The organism is Micromonospora sp. NPDC051141 (assembly GCF_044455765.1).
Lineage (GTDB): Bacteria > Actinomycetota > Actinomycetes > Mycobacteriales > Micromonosporaceae > Micromonospora.
In genome coordinates this window covers 51,483-68,002 of sequence record NZ_JBITFD010000006.1, presented here as the reverse complement: position 1 = coordinate 68,002, position 16,520 = coordinate 51,483, and the positions used below count along the sequence as shown (strand labels likewise).

Genomic DNA, 16,520 nt, shown 5'->3' with positions numbered 1-16,520 from the left:
GTGCGCTCACGACACGCGTCCGAGCCGGTGGCGGGCGGGCCGTTCTGGCGGCAACGCCGGTGGCAGGTGTCGGCGGCCTTCGTCGTGCTGGCCCTCTGCGCCGGCGTCGGCGCGGCGGTCTACGGCGGCGGGGACGACGCCACCCGGGCCGCGCCCGCGACCGGGCCGGTGATCGGCGGCCTCGGGCCGGACGGGTCGCGACCGCAGGGCTGCCGCACCGTGGACACCGCGCAGCAGATTCCGGTCGCGGCGCCGGACGACGTCACCTGGCGGCCGGTCAACGGGGCGCAGACCCCGTTCTCCGCCTCGGCCGGGCCGCTGCGCACCACCGGGCCGCTGCGCTGGTGCTTCGCGCACACCCCGATGGGCGCGGTGCTGGCGGTGCACACGATCTCCCGCCAGATGAGCGGTCCGGACTGGCGTACGGTCAGCCGGCAGCAGCTCGTGCCCGGGCTCGGGCGGGACTACTTCGACGCCATGCGCGAGTCGCTGGAGGAGGGTGGCCCACCGCAGACCTCCAACCGGCTCGCCGGGTTCCTGGTGGTGCGCTACACGCCCCGCACGGCGGTGGTCCGGGTGCTGGTCCGGCAGGCGACCGCACGGTACTTCTCGGTCGACTACACGGCGGACTGGAACGACGTCGACTGGCGGCTGCGCCCGTTGGCCTCCGGCGGCCTGTACGGGCCGGTCACCGCGGTCGTGTCGCTGACCGGCTTCGTGTTGTGGCGGGGGGTCGGCGATGGCTGAGTGCGCGACCGGCGACGCCGTCTACATCGGGGAGATCGGGCAGGTCGTCGGCTTCTTCGAGCGCGGGATCGACGGCATCCTCAGTGACATCGCGGGCGCCATCCTGGGCGCGGCGGTGGAGTTGTTCGCCAACCTCGGCGACGTGCCGACGCTCGGCGACGAGACGATCAACAACCAGATCCACCTCCAGACCAACTGGCTCGTGGTGTCCATCGCGGTGGCGTCGTTGCTGGCCGCGGCGTTCCGGATGGCGTTGCTGCGGCGGGGGCAGGCGCTCTGGACGGCGTTGCTGGGCCTGGTCCGGATGGTGCTCACGGTGGGCGCCGCCTGGACCGTGCTCAACCTGCTCGCCACGGAGGCCGACCGCTACAGCGACCACCTGTACGACCAGGGCATCAAGGCGCAGCTCAAGCTGATCGCCAACTGCGGGACCGACGGGCTGACCGCGTTCCTGCTGATCATCATCGGATTGCTGCTGCTGGTCGCCGGCTGCATCCACGTGATCCTGATGTATCTGCGGCTCGGCGCGATGGTGCTGCTCACCGGCACGCTGCCGCTGGCCGCCGCCGCGTCGATGACCGAGTCGGGCGGCGGGTGGTGGCGCAAGCACATCGCCTGGATGGTGGCCTGGCTGGCGTTCAAACCGGTGGTCGGTCTGATCATGTACTCCGGGGCCGCCATGATCGGCTCGGTCGACGGCGACGCCAAGCACTACAAGCTGGCCGGGGCCGCCATCCTGCTGATGGCCGCCGTGGCGCTGCCCGCGCTGATGCGGCTGGTCGTACCGGCCATGGCGGCACTGGGGTCGGGCGACGGCGTGGGTGCCGGCGTCGGCGCCGGCGCGGCGGCGGCGGGCGCCGTGGCGAGCGGGGCCAGGCGGATCGCCGGGGGCGGTCACGGCGGCGGCACGGCCCGGGCGCCGGGCGGTGGCGGCTCACCCTCCGGCGCGGCCCGGGGCGGCGGCGGGGCAGGGGCCGGCGGGGCGTCGAAGGCCGGCGGGACGTCCCGGGCTGGCGGGGCCGCGACGTCCGGCGGCGGGTCCGGCGGCGGCGGTGGCGGTTCGGGGTCCGGCAGGCGGTCCGCGTCCGGCGGCGGCGCCCCGGCGCCCGAGAACGCGGCGCCGTCCGGCGGCGGTTCGTCCGGCGGCGGCGGACGCGGCGTCGTGTCGACGGCCGGGCGGGTCGTCGGCGGCGCGGTCGGCGCCGCCGCCTGGACCGCACAGAAGAGCGCCGGCGCCCTCGCCGGCACCCACCGGCACGCCGCCGGCATCGCCGGGGGAGCGCTGCCGCAATCCGACCGACAGTAGGCCGGCCCAGGAGGACGAGCAATGAGCACGGCAACCGAACAGATCAAGACACCGACGTACGGCAACTGGCGTCGTCCCCGCAAGGCCGGCCTGGGGTCGCTGGGCCTGATCGGGACCTTCGGCCTCTTCGGCGGTCTCGTGGTGGTCCTGATCGCGTCCATGATCTCGCTGGACGCGGCCCTGGTGGTGGGACTCCCGTTCGCGCTGGTGCTGGCGCCGTTGGCGATCCGCACCCAGGACGGCCGCAACGTCTTCCAGATGGCCGGCGTCCGGGTCGGGTGGATGCGCCGCCGGTCCAAGCGGCAGCACCTCTACGTCTCCGGACCGCTGTCCACCCGGCCCGGTGGCCGGTTCCGCCCGCCCGGGCTGCTGAGCCGGGTGACCATGCTGGAGGGACGCGACCCGTACGACCGGCCGTTCGGCGTGCTGCACCACCGTAACCGGCACCAGTACACGATCGTGCTGAGCTGCGAGCCGGACGGCGGATCGCTCGTCGACCCGGACCAGGTCGACACGTGGGTGGCGCTGTGGGGGGAGTGGCTGTCCCGGCTGGCGCACGAGCCGGGGCTGCGTGGCGCGTCGGTGGTGGTGGAGACCGCCCCCGACCCGGGCACCCGGCTCGCCACCGAGGTGCTGGGCCGGCTCTCCCCGAACGCGCCGCCGGCCGCCCGGGCGGTGATGGAGGAGGTGGTGCGCTCCTACCCGGACGCGTCCTCGGAGATGAACACCTACCTGACGCTCACCTACTCGGCGCCGGGCGGCGGCCGGCGCGACGACGACACCATGCTGGCCGACCTGGCGCTGCGGTTGCAGGGGGTGCTCAACGGGCTGGTGGCGGCCGGTGGAGGCGCGGCGGAGCCGCTGTCGGCGGAACGGATCGCCGAGGTCGTCCGCGTCGCGTACGACCCGGCCGCCGCGGCCGAGGTGCTCGACGTACGCGCCCAGCACGGCGGCACCGGCCTGGAGTGGGACGACGCCGGGCCGGCCGCCACCGTCGAGACAGTCACCGCGTACCAGCACGACTCCGGGGTGTCCCGCAGTTGGCTGCTGACCATGGCGCCACGTGGCGTGGTGCGCTCCGGGATCCTGCGCAGCCTGCTCGACCCGGCCGCCGGCATCCGCCGCAAGCGGGTGGCCCTGGTCTACCGCCCGATCGACCCGGCGACCTCCGCCCGGATCGTCGAGTCCGACCGCCGGTCCGCCCAGTTCATGGCGAACTCGACCAAGGGCCTGGTCCGGGCCCGGGCGGTCGCGGAGATCCAGGCGGCCGAGCAGACCGCGGCGGAGGAGGCGTCGGGCGCCGGCCTGGTGGAGTTCTCGATGCTGGTGACGTTGACAGTCGACTCGGTCGCCGAGGTGCGCGACGCGAACGTGACCATGCGGAACCTGCTCGGCGCGACCCGGATCGCGATGCGACCGGCGGACCGGTTGCAGGCCGCGGCGTTCACCTGCGCGCTTCCGGTCGGCATCCTGCCCTGGGAGCAGTCGATCGTCCCGCAGGACCTTCAGGAGGCGCTGTGACGGCCGGGGTGGGCGCGGACGGCGTGCGGGTGCTGGACCTCGGCGCGGGCTGGCCACGGGGGACGTCCGGTCCGGACACCGCGATGTCCGGCCTGGTGGTGCCGCCCGTCGAGGCGCAGGACCGGGAACCCGACGAGAGCGGCGAGCAGACTCCGCGGGCGCTGCGGCGGGCGCGCCGGCGGCGGGCCGCGGAGGAGGCGGCCGAGCACCGGTACCGGCAGCGGCTGGCCCGGATGGACCGGGTCGACGCGGTGCCGCACCGCGGTTCGCCCGAGCTGGGTGGCGGCCGGGTGGCCACGCTGGACCCGCCGGCCATGTGGCGGGCCACCACGGTGCAGGCGTGCGGGCTCTGGCCGTTCGCCTCCGGCTCGGGCGCGCCGATGACCGGCGTACCGCTCGGGCAGCACATCAGCACCGGCGCCACGGTCTGCGGGGACCCGCTCAACTGGTTCACCCGGGCGCGGTACATCTCCAACCCGTCGCTGTTCATGCTCGGCATGCCGGGTCTCGGCAAGTCGACGTTGATCAACCGGATGCTGATCGGCCTGGCCGGGCAGGGCGTCGTCCCGCTGGTGCTCGGTGACCTCAAGCCCGACTACGCGGACACCGTCCGCGCGCTCGGCGGGCAGGTCATCTCCATCGCCCGGGGCGTCGGCGGGCTCAACGTGCTCGACCCGGGCGCGATGGGCGCGGCGGCGGCGCGGATCGGCGGCCAGGCCGGCGAGGCGCTGTCCGCCGAGTCCCACGGCCGGGTGCTGAACATGGTGGCCGCCCTGCTGACCATCGTGCGGGGCACGCCGATCAGCGACCACGAGCAGTCGGTGCTCTCGGCCTGCCTGCGACACCTGCGCGAGCGCACCGCGCCGGGCCGGACGTACCGGCTGCCGGACCTGCTCGCGGTGCTGGAGGCCGGGCCGCCGCAGGTCCGGCAGGTCACCCTGGACCGGGGGCAGGAGTCCCGGTACCGGGACGCGGTGGACCCGCTGCACCGGTCGCTGCTCGGCATCGTGGACGGCCCGCTCGGCGACACGTTCGCGTCGGAGACGGCCACCCGGATCGACCCGGACGCCACAGCGGTCTGCATCGACATCTCGCGCATCGGCGAGGCGGACGGGCAGTTGACCGCCGCCGCGATGCTCGCCGCCTGGTCGGACGGCCTGGGCACGGTGTCCGCGTCGCACGCCCTCGCCGACGCGGGCCTGGCGCCCCGGCGCTGGTTCTTCACCGTCCTGGACGAGCTGTGGCGCCCGCTGCGGGCGGCCTCCGGCATCGTCGACCGGATCGACGCGCTCACCCGGCTGAACCGTTCGCTCGGGCTGGCCGACGCGAAGATCACCCACACGTTGAAGGACGCCGAGGCGCTGGGCAGCGAGGCGGACAAGGCCAAGGCGCGCGGGTTCGTCGAGCGGGCCGGCATGGTCGCCTGCGCCGGACTGCCGAGGGCGGAGATGGAGGAGCTGGCCCGCGTGGTCGGGCTGTCCCGGCGCGAGATCGAGCTGGTCTCGTCCTGGTCCTCGCCGGCCGGCTGGGCCCAGGACGGCGGCAACGAGGAACCGCCCGGCCGGGGCCGCTTCCTGATCAAGGTCGGTGGGCGGCCCGGCATCCCGATCCGGGTCGCGATCACCGACGCCGAGCGGCACCTGCACGACACGAACACGCGGTGGATCGCCAACGGCGACGCGGACCGGATGCGCGCCGAGCGGGACGCGGTGGTGCGGGCCGTCACGGCCGGCTCCCGGCCCGACCTGGAGCACCGGTGAAGCGCGGCGGCGGGGACCACCTGGCCTGGCTGGTCCCGGTCCTCGCGTTGATCAACCTCGCCGCCTTCGCCCTGCTCTGGCTCGGGGGCACGCTCGCCGCCGGGGTGGGCGGTTACGGCTGGCGCCCGCCGCCGTTCCGCCTCGACGTCTACCTGAGCCTGCTCGGCGGCGACGCCGGGGCGGTGTGGCCGGGCGTGCCGTCGGCCCTGGTGTACGGCGGCGCGGCCGGGCTGGTCCCGTTCGCCGCCGTCCCGGTGGTCGCGGCCACCCGCGCCGTGGTCCGCCGGCTGGGCCGGCCGGCGAACCTCGCCGGTGCGGCCGACCTGCGGACCATGACGGGCAAGGCGGCGCAGGCGCGGGCCCGCGAACTGCGCCCGTCGCTGCGGGACGTGCCCCGACTGCGCCCCGACGACACCGGCAACCTGCTCGGCGACCTGCTGCCGTCGGGCCCCGAGCTGCGGTCGTCCTACGAGGACGTGGAACTCGACCTGATGGCGCCGCGTTCCGGGAAGTCCACCGGAATCGCCATCCCACGGGTGCTGCGCGCGCCCGGCGCGGTGCTGCTCACGTCCAACAAGTCGGACGTCTACCTGGTCACCCGGCAGGAGCGGGCCCGGATCGGCCGGGTGTGGACGTTCGACCCGCAGGGCATCGCGTACACCGAGCGGGCGATGTGGTGGGACATGCTCGGCGGCTGCCACAACCCGGAGGGCGCGCGGCGGCTCGCCGGTCACTTCGTCAGCTCGGTCAACGACGACGCGTCGAAGCGGGACTTCTGGACCGCCGCGGCGCAGAACACGCTGACCGCGCTCTTCCTGGCCGCCGCGCGCGGCGGCGTGCCGGTCGAAGAGATGCTGGCCTGGCTCGCCGACCCGGCCGACCGTAGTCCCATCGACCTGCTCCGCGACGCCGGGCTGACCGCCATGGCCGACCAGCTCCAGGGCACCGTACGCGGGGCGGTGGAGACCCGCGACGGCATCTACGAGACGGCCCGACAGTGCGTGGCCTGCCTGCTCGACCCGGAGATCCTGGCCTGGGTCAGCCCGGACCCGGACCGCCCGGAGTTCGTCCCGGCGGAGCACGTGCTCGGCCGGGACACGCTCTACCTGCTGTCCAAGGACGGCGGCGGGTCCGCCGCCGGGGTCATCGCCGGGCTGGCGGACGCCGTGGTCCGCGCCGGCGTGGTGGCCGCCGAACGGATGGGCGGCCGGTTGGACCCGCCGATGACCGCCGTGCTGGACGAGGCGGCGAACGTGTGCCGCATCGCCGACCTGCCCGACCTCTACAGCCATCTGGGCTCCCGCGGGGTCAGCGTGGTGACGCTGTTGCAGAGCTACCGGCAGGGGGTGCGGGTCTGGGGCGAGGCGGGGATGGACGCGTTGTGGAGCGCCGCCACGGTCAAGCTCCTGGGCGCCGGGCTGGACGACGCCGACTTCGTGGACAAGGTCGCCCGCCTGGTCGGCCAGCACGACGTGCGTACCCCGACCTACTCCCGGTCCCGCGACGGCGGTAGCCGGTCGGTGTCGTACCGGCAGGAGCAGGTGCTGCCGGCGGACCGGATCCGGGCGCTGCCGAAGGGCACCGCGCTGCTCCTGGCGACCGGCGTGCGGCCGGCGGTGATCCGGTTGCGTCCCTGGTACAAGGAGCCGGACGCGGGCCCGATCGCGGCGGCGGCGAAGGCCGAGGCGCGGGCGGTCACCGAGCGGGCGTCGGCGGCCTGGCACCAGCGGGCCGGGTGACGGCCGGTGTCGAAGTTGGCGGCGGCGCGGGCGGCGCGGCAGACGTCGACCGGCCGGCTGGGCGCCACCCAGCTCACCTGGTTGCTCCTCTCGATGGTCGGCATGTTCCCGCTGGCGGCGACGGCGGCGCTGGCCCTGATCGTGCTGGTGGTCATCATCCTGCTCAGCGGGTCGCAGCTGACCTCGTACTCGCCGGATCCGGAGAGCACGCTCGGTCCCGGCGCCGGGGGCAGCGTCCTCACCGAGTTGGCCGGGGGCGACGGTGGCGGCCGGTTCGACTCCGCGGGGGTGCCCGACGCCGACCTGGTCGCGCCGATCGAGGCGGCGGCCCGGGAGTGCGACCTGCTCACCCCCGTGATCCTCGCCGCCCAGATCGAGTACGCGTCGGACTTCGACGCGGACAAGGAGGGCCAGGAGGGCCGCAAGGGCCTGTCCCAGTTGACGCCCGAGGTCTTCGCGCAGTACGGCGAGGACGACGACGACAGCGGCGAGGCGTCGGCGCTGGACCCGGAGGACTCCATCCACGCCCACGCCCGGTGGTTCTGCCACCTGGCCGAGGAGACCCAGCGGATGCTCGACGACAGGAAGGTGGTCGGTGACCATCTCACGCTGACGCTGATGGCCTGGGACCAGGGCACGGCGGCGGTCGAGGCCCAGGGCGGCATGCCGGTCATCCTGCTGGACAGCTACCCGTTCCGGGTGCGCGGACTGTTCGCCGGCTACACGGTCGGCGGGACGGACACCTCCACCGCCTCGCCGAGCCCGTCGGTGTCCCCGAGGGCCGGTGTGCACAAGCGGGTGGTGCCGGAGAGCGACGGCACGCTGCTGACCGGGTCGACGTTCGACGCGATGTTCCCCGGGCGCAACGCCTTCTACACGTACGCCGGGCTCTCCGACGCGATGGCGACGTTCCCCGCGTTCGCCACCACCGGCGACGAGCGGACCCGCAAGCGGGAACTGGCCGCGTTCCTGGCCAACGTCGACCACGAGACCGAGGGCCTGCTCCACGTCGACGAGATCGACCGGGCGGCGTGGGGCACCTACTGCGACGGCGGCCGGCCCTACGGGTGCCCGGCCGGCCGGACCGCCTACCACGGGCGCGGGCCGCTGCAACTGAGTTGGAACTACAACTACCGGGCGGCCGGCGACGCGCTCGGGGCCGACCTGCTCGGCAACCCGGACCTGGTCGCGACCGACCCGGCGGTGGCGTGGCGGACCGCGCTCTGGTTCTGGATGACCCAGTCCGGCGCGGGCGCCACCACGCCGCACGCGGCGATCACCGGCGGCGCCGGGTTCGGCGGGACGGTCCGCAGCATCAACGGGGCGCTGGAGTGCGGCGGCGGCAACCCCGGGCAGGTGCGGGACCGGGTCGACGCGTACCGCCGGTTCACCGAGGCGCTGGGCGTCGACCCGGGCGACGAGGGGACCCTGTCGTGCTGACCGGCTGACCGGCTGACGGGCCCGCCACCCGGCCCGGAAACCGGCCGAAAGGACGACGGCCGGGGCGGTCGGCCCTCCTGCGGACCGATGCCGGCGACGGCCCCGATCCGCAGGATCGGGCCATGTCACTTTCCGAACTCGCCGTCCACGCCCGGGGCCTGACGAAACGGTACGGTCGTCGGCCCGCGCTCCTCGACTGCGACCTCGACGTCCCCCGGGGCCGGGTGGTCGGGCTGGTCGGCCCGAACGGCGCCGGCAAGTCCACGTTGCTGAATCTCGCCTGCGGGTTGACCACGCCGACCGCGGGCACGTTGCGGGTGCTCGGCTCGCCGCCCGCGGCGAACGCCGCGCACCTGGCCCGGGTCGGTTTCGTCGCCCAGGACACCCCGGTGTACGCCGCCCTCTCGGTCGCCGACCACCTGCGGATGGGGGCGAAGCTGAACCCGACCTGGGATCCGGCGCTGGCGGCGCGGCGGATCGCCCGGGTGGGACTCGACCCGGGTCAGCGGGCGGGCCGGCTCTCCGGCGGCCAGCGGGCGCAGTTGGCGCTCACCGTCGCCGTGGCCAAGCGTCCCGACCTGCTGATCCTCGACGAGCCGGCCGCCGCGCTGGACCCGCTGGCCCGCGACGGTTTCCTGCGCGACCTGATGGAGGTGGTCGCCGAACTGGGCGCCACCGCCATCCTCTCCTCCCACCTGCTCGGCGACGTGGCCCGGGCCTGCGACCACCTCGTCGTCCTGGTCGGGTCCCGGGTGCAGGTCGCCGGCGACGTGGCCGACCTGCTGGCCCGGCACCACCGGCTGGACGGCCCGCGCGATGAGCGGGACCGGCTGCCGGCCGGGGTGGAGGCGGTCGTGACACGGCACACCGGGGCGCACATCGACGCCGTCGTGCGGGTCGACGGCCCGCCGCCGTGCGGGCCGTGGCGCGTGGCGCCGGTCGGGCTGGAGGACCTGGTGCTGAGCTATCTGACCCGGGCGGCGGGGGAGGGAAACCGATGAGCTGGCTCACCTGGCGGCAGTTTCGCGTGCCGGCCCTGGTCGGCGTGGTCGCGCTGGCGCTGTTCGCCGCGTACGTCGTGCATCTCGGCCTGGACGTCCGGGACGCCGAGGACGCCTACCGGGCCCAGTGCGCCGGCCGGCCCGACTGCCCCCGGCTGGCCCAGCTCGCGGTCGACTACGAGAACACCTCGCTCTATCTGGCGGCGCTGCTCGCGCCGGTGCCCGGCCTGCTCGGCATGTTCTGGGGCGCGCCGCTGGTGGCCCGGGAGCTGGAGGCCGGCACCCAACGACTGGTCTGGAACCAGAGCGTGACCCGCCGCCGCTGGCTCGCGGTCAAGCTGACCGTGGTCGGGCTGGCCGCCATGGCCGTGACCGGTGTCGCCGCCGCGCTGGTGACCTGGGCGATGAGCCCGGTCGACCGGGTCGCGGACAACCGTTTCAGCACCGTCCTGTTCGGTGCCCGCAACCTCGCCCCGGTGGCGTACGCGGTGTTCGCCGTCGTCCTCGGGGTCCTGATCGGGCTGGTGGTGCGCCGCACGGTGCCGGCCATGGCGGTGACCGCGCTGGTCTTCGTGGTCGTCCAGTTCCTGGTGCCGAACCTGGTCCGGCCACACCTGCTGCCGGCGGAGCACGTCACGCTGCCGATGACCGCCTCGGCCATCAACCAGGCACGCGGCCTGGGCGGCATCACCGGGGCGCCGGTGGTGAAGGGGCTGACCCTGCCGGACGCCTGGATCACCGATGTGAGCGAGCTGCGTACCCGCGATGGCACGCCACTGGACCGGGCGATCTTCGACAGGTGTTTCACCGACCCGCCGAGGACCGGCGCGGCGGAGGGGCCGTTCGGCGACACCGCGACCTGCCTGGCCGACCACGACCTGCACGTGGACGTCGCCTACCAGCCGGTCGCCCGGTACTGGTCGGTCCAGTGGTTGGAGTCGGGCTGCTACCTGGTGCTCGCCGGCCTGCTGGCGGCGGTCGCGTTCCGGCGGGTCCAGCGCCGTCCGAGCTGACGCGTCTGGTCGAAGTCCGGTGGGGACAAGTGGTCCCGGCACGCTACGAACTTGATGGCGAGGATGGGTCAGGCGGTTGGGTCCGGCGATCGTCGGGCGTCCGTGTCCGTCGCGCGTGTCACGGGTGACTCGTTGACGCCATCAAGTTCGTAGCCTGTAGCGGGTGTGGACGCCCGGAAGGTGGCAAGGCCCACCGCTGGCGCCACCTCGATGCGCCTCGCGGCGAAGCGGGGGTTCACCGAGCTGGAACGGTTCTACGCCTGGGACGCCGAGCAGCGGCTCGGCACCGACTCGTCAACGACGGCGATGAGCTGCGGCGGTCGCGGCCCGGTCAGGATCGCCGGCCGGGCGAGTCGGCTCGCCACCATACGGTCGCACTACTGGTGAGCCGTGGCCCTGCCCGTTCCGCCGGCCGCTCGTCGAGCCGCCGGCATGAGCCGGTCAGGCGCCCTCGACCACCCGGTTCTCCCAGGCCCAGGCGGCGATCTCCACCCGGTTGCGGACGCCCAGCTTCGTCTGGATGCCGGAGAGGTGGCTCTTCACGGTGCTCAACGAGATGAACAGCTCGGCGGCGATCTCCTGGTTCGTCCGCCCGCGTGCGACCGCCCGGACCACCTCCAGCTCCCGCGCGGACAGCCGGGCCGTCGACCGGGCCGCCGCCGCGGGCCGGGCCGCGGCCGTGACGTGCCTGAGCAGCCGCAGCGTCACCGACGGGGACACCAGCGCGTCGCCGTTGTGCGCGGCCCGGACCGCCTCGACCAGCAGCGCCGGCCCGGCGTCCTTGAGCAGGAAACCGACCGCGCCGTTGCGCAGCGCGCCGTAGACGTACTCGTCGAGGTCGAACGTGGTCACCACGATGACCCGCAGCGGGTTCGGCGGGCCGGCCAGCGCGCGGGTCACCTCGATGCCGTCGAGCCGGGGCATCCGGATGTCGACCAGGCAGACGTCCGGGCGCAGCCGGCGGGCCTCGGCCACCGCCCCGACGCCGTCGGACGCCTCGCCCACCACGGTGATGTCGGGCTGGTCCTCCAGGATGAGTCGCAGCCCGCTCCGGATCATGGCCTGGTCGTCGGCGATCAGCACCCGGATGCTCATCGTGGGCTCCGGACCGGGAGAGGGAGCGTGGCCCGGACGGCCCAGCCCCGGCCGTCGCGGGGGCCGGCGGTCAGCGTGCCGCCCAGCGTCCGGACCCGCTCGCGCATGCCGACCAGGCCGTAGCCGCCGCGGTGGCCGACCCGCGCGGGCACCGGCGGCGCGTCGTCCACCACCTCGACGGACACCCCCTCGGAGCAGTTGTCGACCGTGACGGTCACCGACCCGGCGTGTGGGGCGTGCCGGGACACGTTGGTCAGGGACTCCTGCACGATCCGGTGGACCGTGGTGGTCACCTCCGGCGGCCAGGCGAGGTCACCGGTGGGGGGCCACCCGTGGTCACCGGCGGGCAGCCGGAGCCGCACCGGCGGGCCGAGCCGGTCGAACCGGGCCACCAGGTCGGTGAGCTGTTCCGGGTCGGGCGGGGCGGGGGCCGCGTCGTCGGTGTCCCGGAGCAGCCCGACCACCCGGCGCATGGCGGCCAGCGCGTCGGCGCCGGACAGCTCGATCCCGGCCAGCATCGCCGGCACCTCCGCCGGCCGCTTCGCGCCGACCAGTTGCGCGGCCTGGGCCTGCACGACGATGCCGGTGACGTGGTGGGCGACCACGTCGTGCAGCTCACGGGCCAGCGCGAGCCGCTCGTCCCGGCGTACCCGCTCGGTGGTGGCCCGGCCGCGGGCGTCGGCGAGGCGCAGCGCGACGCCGACCGCGACGGCGGCCAGCCAGCACAGCACGGCGAGCACGGTCACCGCGGAGAAGCCGTGCCGGTTGTCCAGCGACGTGAGCAGGCTGCCGACGATCACCAGCAGGCCGGCGCCGCCGACCGCGACGGCGGTCCGCGCCGGCCGGGTCCGGATCACGGAGCCGACCAGCACGGCCAGCGCCAGCCCGGTGATCGGGCCGGGCTCCTGCGGCAGGCCCGCGACGTGGGCGACCACGACGGCGACGGCCGCCACGCCGAGCCCGGCCGCCGCCGTGCGGACCCGGTCCCGGCGGCGGCGCAGGGCCAGCAGACAGACGGTCGCCCCGACCGTCCCGTCGAGCACGGCGTACCGGGGACCCCAACTGTCCGCGAGCATGACGGCGGTGAACGCCAGGCCGAGGAGGAAGACCACGGCGAGGCCCAGGTCGCACAGCAGGCCGGCCGGTCGACGCGTGTCGCTCATGGCACCAGGCTAGGAAGTCCCGGCCCACGCCGAACCGGTCGAAAGTACGGTCCCGGTGCTCGCCGCGCCGAAGATCGGTTCCTGTGCTATCCACGAGTCATGGCCGACGAGCAGCACGTTTCCCCGGCGAGCGCCGACATCCGCGACCACCGACTGATCTACGGCTGCATGGGGCTGGGCGGCGGGTGGGGCGCCGAGCCGTACGGCGCGCCGGAGATCGCGGCGGCCGAGGCGGCGGTCGAGGCCGCCCTGGAGATCGGCGTCACCGCGTTCGACCACGCGGACATCTACCGCAACGGCAAGTCGGAGGCAGTCTTCGGCGAGGTGCTGGCCCGCGCGCCGGAGTTGCGCCGCCGGGTGCTGATCCAGACGAAGTGCGGTATCCGCCTGCCCGGCGACGAGGGACCGGGCCGGTACGACCTGCGCGCCGCGCACATCGAGCGCAGCGTCGAGCGGAGCCTGGCGCGGCTGCGGACCGACGTGATCGACGTCCTGCTGCTGCACCGGCCGGACCCGCTGGCCGACCGGGACGAGGTGGCCGGCGCGTTGACCTCGCTCCACCGGCAGGGCCTGGTGCGGCAGTTCGGTGTGTCGAACATGGCGGCCCCGCAGATCGCCCACCTCCAGGCGTCCCTCGACGTGCCGCTCGTGGCCAACCAGTTGGAGATCAGCCTGGGTCGGCGCGACTGGGTCGAGGCCGGCGTGCTGGTGAACACCGCGGAGTCCACCGGGACCGGCTTTCCGCTCGGCACCCTGGAGCACTGCCGGGCGCACCGGATCGGCCTCCAGGCGTGGGGCGCGCTGGCCCGTGGGCGGTTCACCGGCACCGCCCGGACGCCGGCCGACCGGGAGGCGACCGAGCGGGTCGCCGCCCTGGCCGAGGCGAAGGGCACCACGCCGGAGGCGATCGTGCTGTGGTGGATCCAGCGGCACCCGGCGCGGGTGGCGCCGGTGATCGGCACCGCTCGTCCCGACCGCATCCGGGCCTGCCGGGACGCCGCCCGTCGTGCCCCGGACCTGACCCGCGAGGAGTGGTACGACCTCTGGATCGTCGCCCGCGGCGCCCCCCTGCCCTGACCCGCTCCCACGCCGCCCACCCCCACCCCCGCCCCCGGCTCGCCCGCTTTCCCGGAAAGTGTGGCCATTCGAGCTCGAATGACCACACTTTCCGGGAAACAGCGCGCTGCCCGGGGGCGGCTCCCGGTCAGGTGAGCGTGCAGGGGGCGCCGTTGAGGGTGAAGGAGCTGGGCTTGGCGGTGTTGCCGCTGTGGTTGGCCTGGAAGCCGATGGTGGTCGACCCGTTGGCCGGGATGGCGGCGTTGTAGGCGACGTTACGGGCCGTCACCTGGCCGGCGGCGGGGGAGTAGGAGGCGTTCCAGCCCGAGGTGATGGTCTGGCCGCCGGGCAGCGTGAACACCAGCGACCAGCCGTTGACCGCACCGGCCCCGGTGTTGGTGATGGTGATGTTCTCGGTCAGTCCGGAGTTCCAGGCGTTGACCTCGACGCTGATCCGGCACGCGCCGGAGCCCGGCGGGGGCGTGGTCGGGCCGGGGGTCGGCGACGTGGTGGGGCTGGGCGACGTCGTGGGCGACGTGGTGGGGCTGGGCGAGGTCGTCGGGCTCGGCGTGCCGGTCAGGCCGAAGAACGCGATCGCGGCCGCGGCCATCCCACTGGACGGCAGGCTGTGCCCGGCGCCCTGGATGCTGTACGCCTCGACCTGCACGGTGCCGCTGGAGTCGGCGTAGCGGCGCCGGTTCCAGTTGGTCTGCGGCGTGTCGGTGGAGGTGGGTGTCTGGCTGAGCCCGAACACGTTGGTCCACTGCTCGATGGTCTCCTGGAGCAGCGAGTAGGGCACGAGTGTGTCGGCGGTGCCGTGCCACAACTGCACCCGGGGGCGGGGGCCCGCGTAGCCGGGGTAGGCCTGACGGACCGCGTCGCCCCACTGCTGCGGCGTCCGGTTCATGCTGCCGCCGGTGCACTGGCTGCTCTGCGGCGGATAGTCGGCCGCGTTGGCGAAGCAGTTGAACGGCACGCCCATGAACGCGGCGCCCGCGGCGAACACGTCGGGGTAGAGCGCCAGCATGTGGTTGGTCATCATGCCGCCGGACGAGCTGCCGGTGGCGTAGACCCGGCCCGGGTCGGCGCCGTACTGCTGCTGGACCCAGCGGATCATCGAGATGATCGACACCGGGTCGCTGCCGCCGCCGCGGCGCTTGGCGGCGTCGGACCAGGTGTCGAAGCAGTTGCCGAAGCCGGCCTGCTGGGTCGCGGTCGGATAGATCACGATGTACCCGTAGCGGTCGGCCAGTGCGGCGAACTCGCTGCCGGAATAGAAGCCGGGACCGGAGCCGCCGCAGCCGTGCATGGCCACCACGGTCGCCGGTCGGGTCGGCCGGTTGTCCGGCACGTAGACGTGCATGCGCATCCGCCCCGGGTTGTCGCCGAAGCTGGTCACCTCGGTCAGCGACGCCGCGTACGCGGGCTGCGTGGCGGGGATGACCAGGCCGGCCGCGGCCAGCGTCGCCGCCAGCGTCGCGGCCAGCGCGAGCAGCACTTTCGCTCTGATTCTCACGGAGACTCCTTCGATCACCTGTGCAGGTTGGGGTCGTCGGTGGTGCGCCCTGCCCGGCTCCGTGTCGGGTAGCAGATAGTGTTCCCGCCGGTCCCGGAAGTGTCAATCGACGTATCACGATGTGTATGGCGCGGGCATGATCCGTCTACAGTCGAGGTCCCGTCCCCGAGCCGAGTCCGGAGCGCCCGTGGCCAGCGCGTTCGACATCGAGGAGATCTACCCGGACGAGCCGTCGGTGCGTCTGCCCCGGCGACAGTCCGGCCCGGCGCCGCAGGGCGTCGCGGTGACGCTGCTGGCGGACTACACCCTGCGTACCCGGGCGGCGCTTCCCTCCGCCGCGATCGTGGCGCTGCTCGCGGAGGCCGGGGTGACCAGCGCCGGCGCCCGCACCGCGATCAGCCGGCTGGCCCGCCGGGGGGTGCTGGAACGCAGCCGGCACGGCCGCCACAGCTCCTACCGGCTCAGCCCCACGGTGGCCGCCGACCTCTCCGCCGGGGGAAACTGGATCCTCACCTCCACCGCGGCCGCGACGCCGTGGGACGGATGCTGGACGATCGTCGCGTTCTCACTGCCGCAGGAGCACAGCGCGCAGCGTCGGGCGCTGCGCGGCCAGCTCCGCTGGCTCGGCTACGCACCCCTGTACGACGGGTTGTGGATCTCGCCGACCGAGCTGACGCCGCCGGCCCGGGCGCGGTTGGCCCAGCTCACCCTCGGCGCCGTCACGGTCTTCCGGGGCCGACACGCGGCGCTGGAGGCGGCCGGCGGGCGCGCGCCCATCGAGGCGTGGGACGTCGCCGCGATCCGCGGGCAGTACCAGGAGTTTCTGCGCCGGTGGACGCCGCTGGCGTCGCGGACCGGCTCGGTCGACGGCGCGGCGGCGGTGCGGGCGCGTACCGAGGTGATGGACACCTACCGGCGGTTCCCGACGCTCGACCCGCACCTGCCGCTGGAGCTCCTGCCGGCCGGCTGGCCGCGACAGGCGGCCCGGGACCTGTTCGCGGCCGTCTACGACGGCCTGGCCGACCCCGCCGAGCGCCACGTCCGGGCCGTGGTGGCGCGACACACCGGCGGCGCGCCGCCGGACGTCCGGGCGCACACCACCGCCGACATGCTCGCCGGGGTACGCGCGGACGGCTGCGGCGCGTCGGGCTGACGAACGACGC

The 16,520-nt window shown here is 74.6% G+C and carries 14 protein-coding genes; 11 read left to right on the top strand and 3 right to left on the bottom strand.

The window, feature by feature from the left end:
* The 9 genes from ACIA6B_RS13795 to ACIA6B_RS13755 all read left to right on the top strand — a co-directional run bounded on the left by ACIA6B_RS13795 (position 1) and on the right by ACIA6B_RS13755 (position 10,914).
* Positions 1-747 carry a hypothetical protein gene (locus ACIA6B_RS13795; RefSeq protein ID WP_396773260.1) on the top strand — a complete coding sequence of 249 codons (747 nt, stop codon included), beginning with the start codon at positions 1-3 and terminating at the stop codon, positions 745-747.
* On the top strand, positions 740-2,053 hold the full coding sequence (locus ACIA6B_RS13790; RefSeq protein ID WP_396773259.1) for a hypothetical protein: 1,314 nt from the start codon (positions 740-742) through the stop codon (positions 2,051-2,053). Before ACIA6B_RS13795 ends, ACIA6B_RS13790 begins: the two co-directional genes overlap by 8 nt.
* Positions 2,054-2,074: 21 nt before the next feature.
* On the top strand, positions 2,075-3,574 hold the full coding sequence (locus ACIA6B_RS13785; protein WP_396773257.1) for an SCO6880 family protein: 1,500 nt from the start codon (positions 2,075-2,077) through the stop codon (positions 3,572-3,574).
* Entirely contained in the window at positions 3,571-5,334 is a 1,764-nt protein-coding gene (locus ACIA6B_RS13780; RefSeq protein WP_396773255.1) for an ATP/GTP-binding protein, read from the top strand. Before ACIA6B_RS13785 ends, ACIA6B_RS13780 begins: the two co-directional genes overlap by 4 nt.
* Positions 5,331-7,073, top strand: coding sequence for a type IV secretory system conjugative DNA transfer family protein (locus ACIA6B_RS13775; protein WP_396773253.1), 1,743 nt, complete (start codon positions 5,331-5,333; stop codon positions 7,071-7,073). The genes ACIA6B_RS13780 and ACIA6B_RS13775 overlap by 4 nt, the downstream gene beginning before the upstream one ends.
* Before the next feature lie 6 nt (positions 7,074-7,079).
* Positions 7,080-8,513, top strand: coding sequence for a glycoside hydrolase family 19 protein (locus ACIA6B_RS13770; RefSeq protein ID WP_396773251.1), 1,434 nt, complete (start codon positions 7,080-7,082; stop codon positions 8,511-8,513).
* Positions 8,514-8,635: 122 nt separating this feature from the next.
* On the top strand, positions 8,636-9,514 hold the full coding sequence (locus tag ACIA6B_RS13765) for an ABC transporter ATP-binding protein (protein ID WP_396773250.1): 879 nt from the start codon (positions 8,636-8,638) through the stop codon (positions 9,512-9,514).
* Entirely contained in the window at positions 9,511-10,527 is a 1,017-nt protein-coding gene (locus tag ACIA6B_RS13760) for an ABC transporter permease subunit (RefSeq protein WP_396773248.1), read from the top strand. The genes ACIA6B_RS13765 and ACIA6B_RS13760 overlap by 4 nt, the downstream gene beginning before the upstream one ends.
* A gap of 165 nt (positions 10,528-10,692) precedes the next feature.
* On the top strand, positions 10,693-10,914 hold the full coding sequence (locus tag ACIA6B_RS13755; protein ID WP_396773247.1) for a hypothetical protein: 222 nt from the start codon (positions 10,693-10,695) through the stop codon (positions 10,912-10,914).
* 54 nt (positions 10,915-10,968) lie between these two features.
* On the opposite strand, the gene ACIA6B_RS13750 is transcribed toward ACIA6B_RS13755, so the two are convergent.
* Together ACIA6B_RS13750 and ACIA6B_RS13745 are read right to left on the bottom strand one after the other, a co-directional pair.
* On the bottom strand, positions 10,969-11,622 hold the full coding sequence (locus tag ACIA6B_RS13750) for a response regulator (RefSeq protein ID WP_396773246.1): 654 nt from the start codon (positions 11,620-11,622) through the stop codon (positions 10,969-10,971).
* Positions 11,619-12,785 carry a sensor histidine kinase gene (locus tag ACIA6B_RS13745; RefSeq protein WP_396773244.1) on the bottom strand — a complete coding sequence of 389 codons (1,167 nt, stop codon included), beginning with the start codon at positions 12,783-12,785 and terminating at the stop codon, positions 11,619-11,621. The genes ACIA6B_RS13750 and ACIA6B_RS13745 overlap by 4 nt, the downstream gene beginning before the upstream one ends.
* Before the next feature lie 99 nt (positions 12,786-12,884).
* Here ACIA6B_RS13745 and ACIA6B_RS13740 point away from each other — a divergent pair, with 99 nt between their 5' ends.
* On the top strand, positions 12,885-13,862 hold the full coding sequence (locus ACIA6B_RS13740) for an aldo/keto reductase family oxidoreductase (protein WP_396773243.1): 978 nt from the start codon (positions 12,885-12,887) through the stop codon (positions 13,860-13,862).
* Between the two features lie 127 nt (positions 13,863-13,989).
* On the opposite strand, the gene ACIA6B_RS13735 is transcribed toward ACIA6B_RS13740, so the two are convergent.
* Positions 13,990-15,357: a PHB depolymerase family esterase gene (locus ACIA6B_RS13735; RefSeq protein ID WP_396773241.1), complete on the bottom strand. Its 1,368-nt coding sequence runs from the start codon at positions 15,355-15,357 to the stop codon at positions 13,990-13,992.
* Between the two features lie 187 nt (positions 15,358-15,544).
* Here ACIA6B_RS13735 and ACIA6B_RS13730 point away from each other — a divergent pair, with 187 nt between their 5' ends.
* On the top strand, positions 15,545-16,510 hold the full coding sequence (locus ACIA6B_RS13730; protein WP_396773239.1) for a PaaX family transcriptional regulator C-terminal domain-containing protein: 966 nt from the start codon (positions 15,545-15,547) through the stop codon (positions 16,508-16,510).
* Positions 16,511-16,520 lie beyond the last annotated feature (10 nt).

Coding starts and splice junctions, on each gene's coding strand:
- ACIA6B_RS13790 (WP_396773259.1), top strand. CDS start 740: ATGGCTGAGTGCGCGACCGGCGACGCCGTCTACATCGGGGAGATCGGG.
- ACIA6B_RS13785 (WP_396773257.1), top strand. CDS start 2,075: ATGAGCACGGCAACCGAACAGATCAAGACACCGACGTACGGCAACTGG.
- ACIA6B_RS13765 (WP_396773250.1), top strand. CDS start 8,636: ATGTCACTTTCCGAACTCGCCGTCCACGCCCGGGGCCTGACGAAACGG.
- ACIA6B_RS13760 (WP_396773248.1), top strand. CDS start 9,511: ATGAGCTGGCTCACCTGGCGGCAGTTTCGCGTGCCGGCCCTGGTCGGC.
- ACIA6B_RS13750 (WP_396773246.1), bottom strand. CDS start 11,622: ATGAGCATCCGGGTGCTGATCGCCGACGACCAGGCCATGATCCGGAGC.
- ACIA6B_RS13745 (WP_396773244.1), bottom strand. CDS start 12,785: ATGAGCGACACGCGTCGACCGGCCGGCCTGCTGTGCGACCTGGGCCTC.
- ACIA6B_RS13740 (WP_396773243.1), top strand. CDS start 12,885: ATGGCCGACGAGCAGCACGTTTCCCCGGCGAGCGCCGACATCCGCGAC.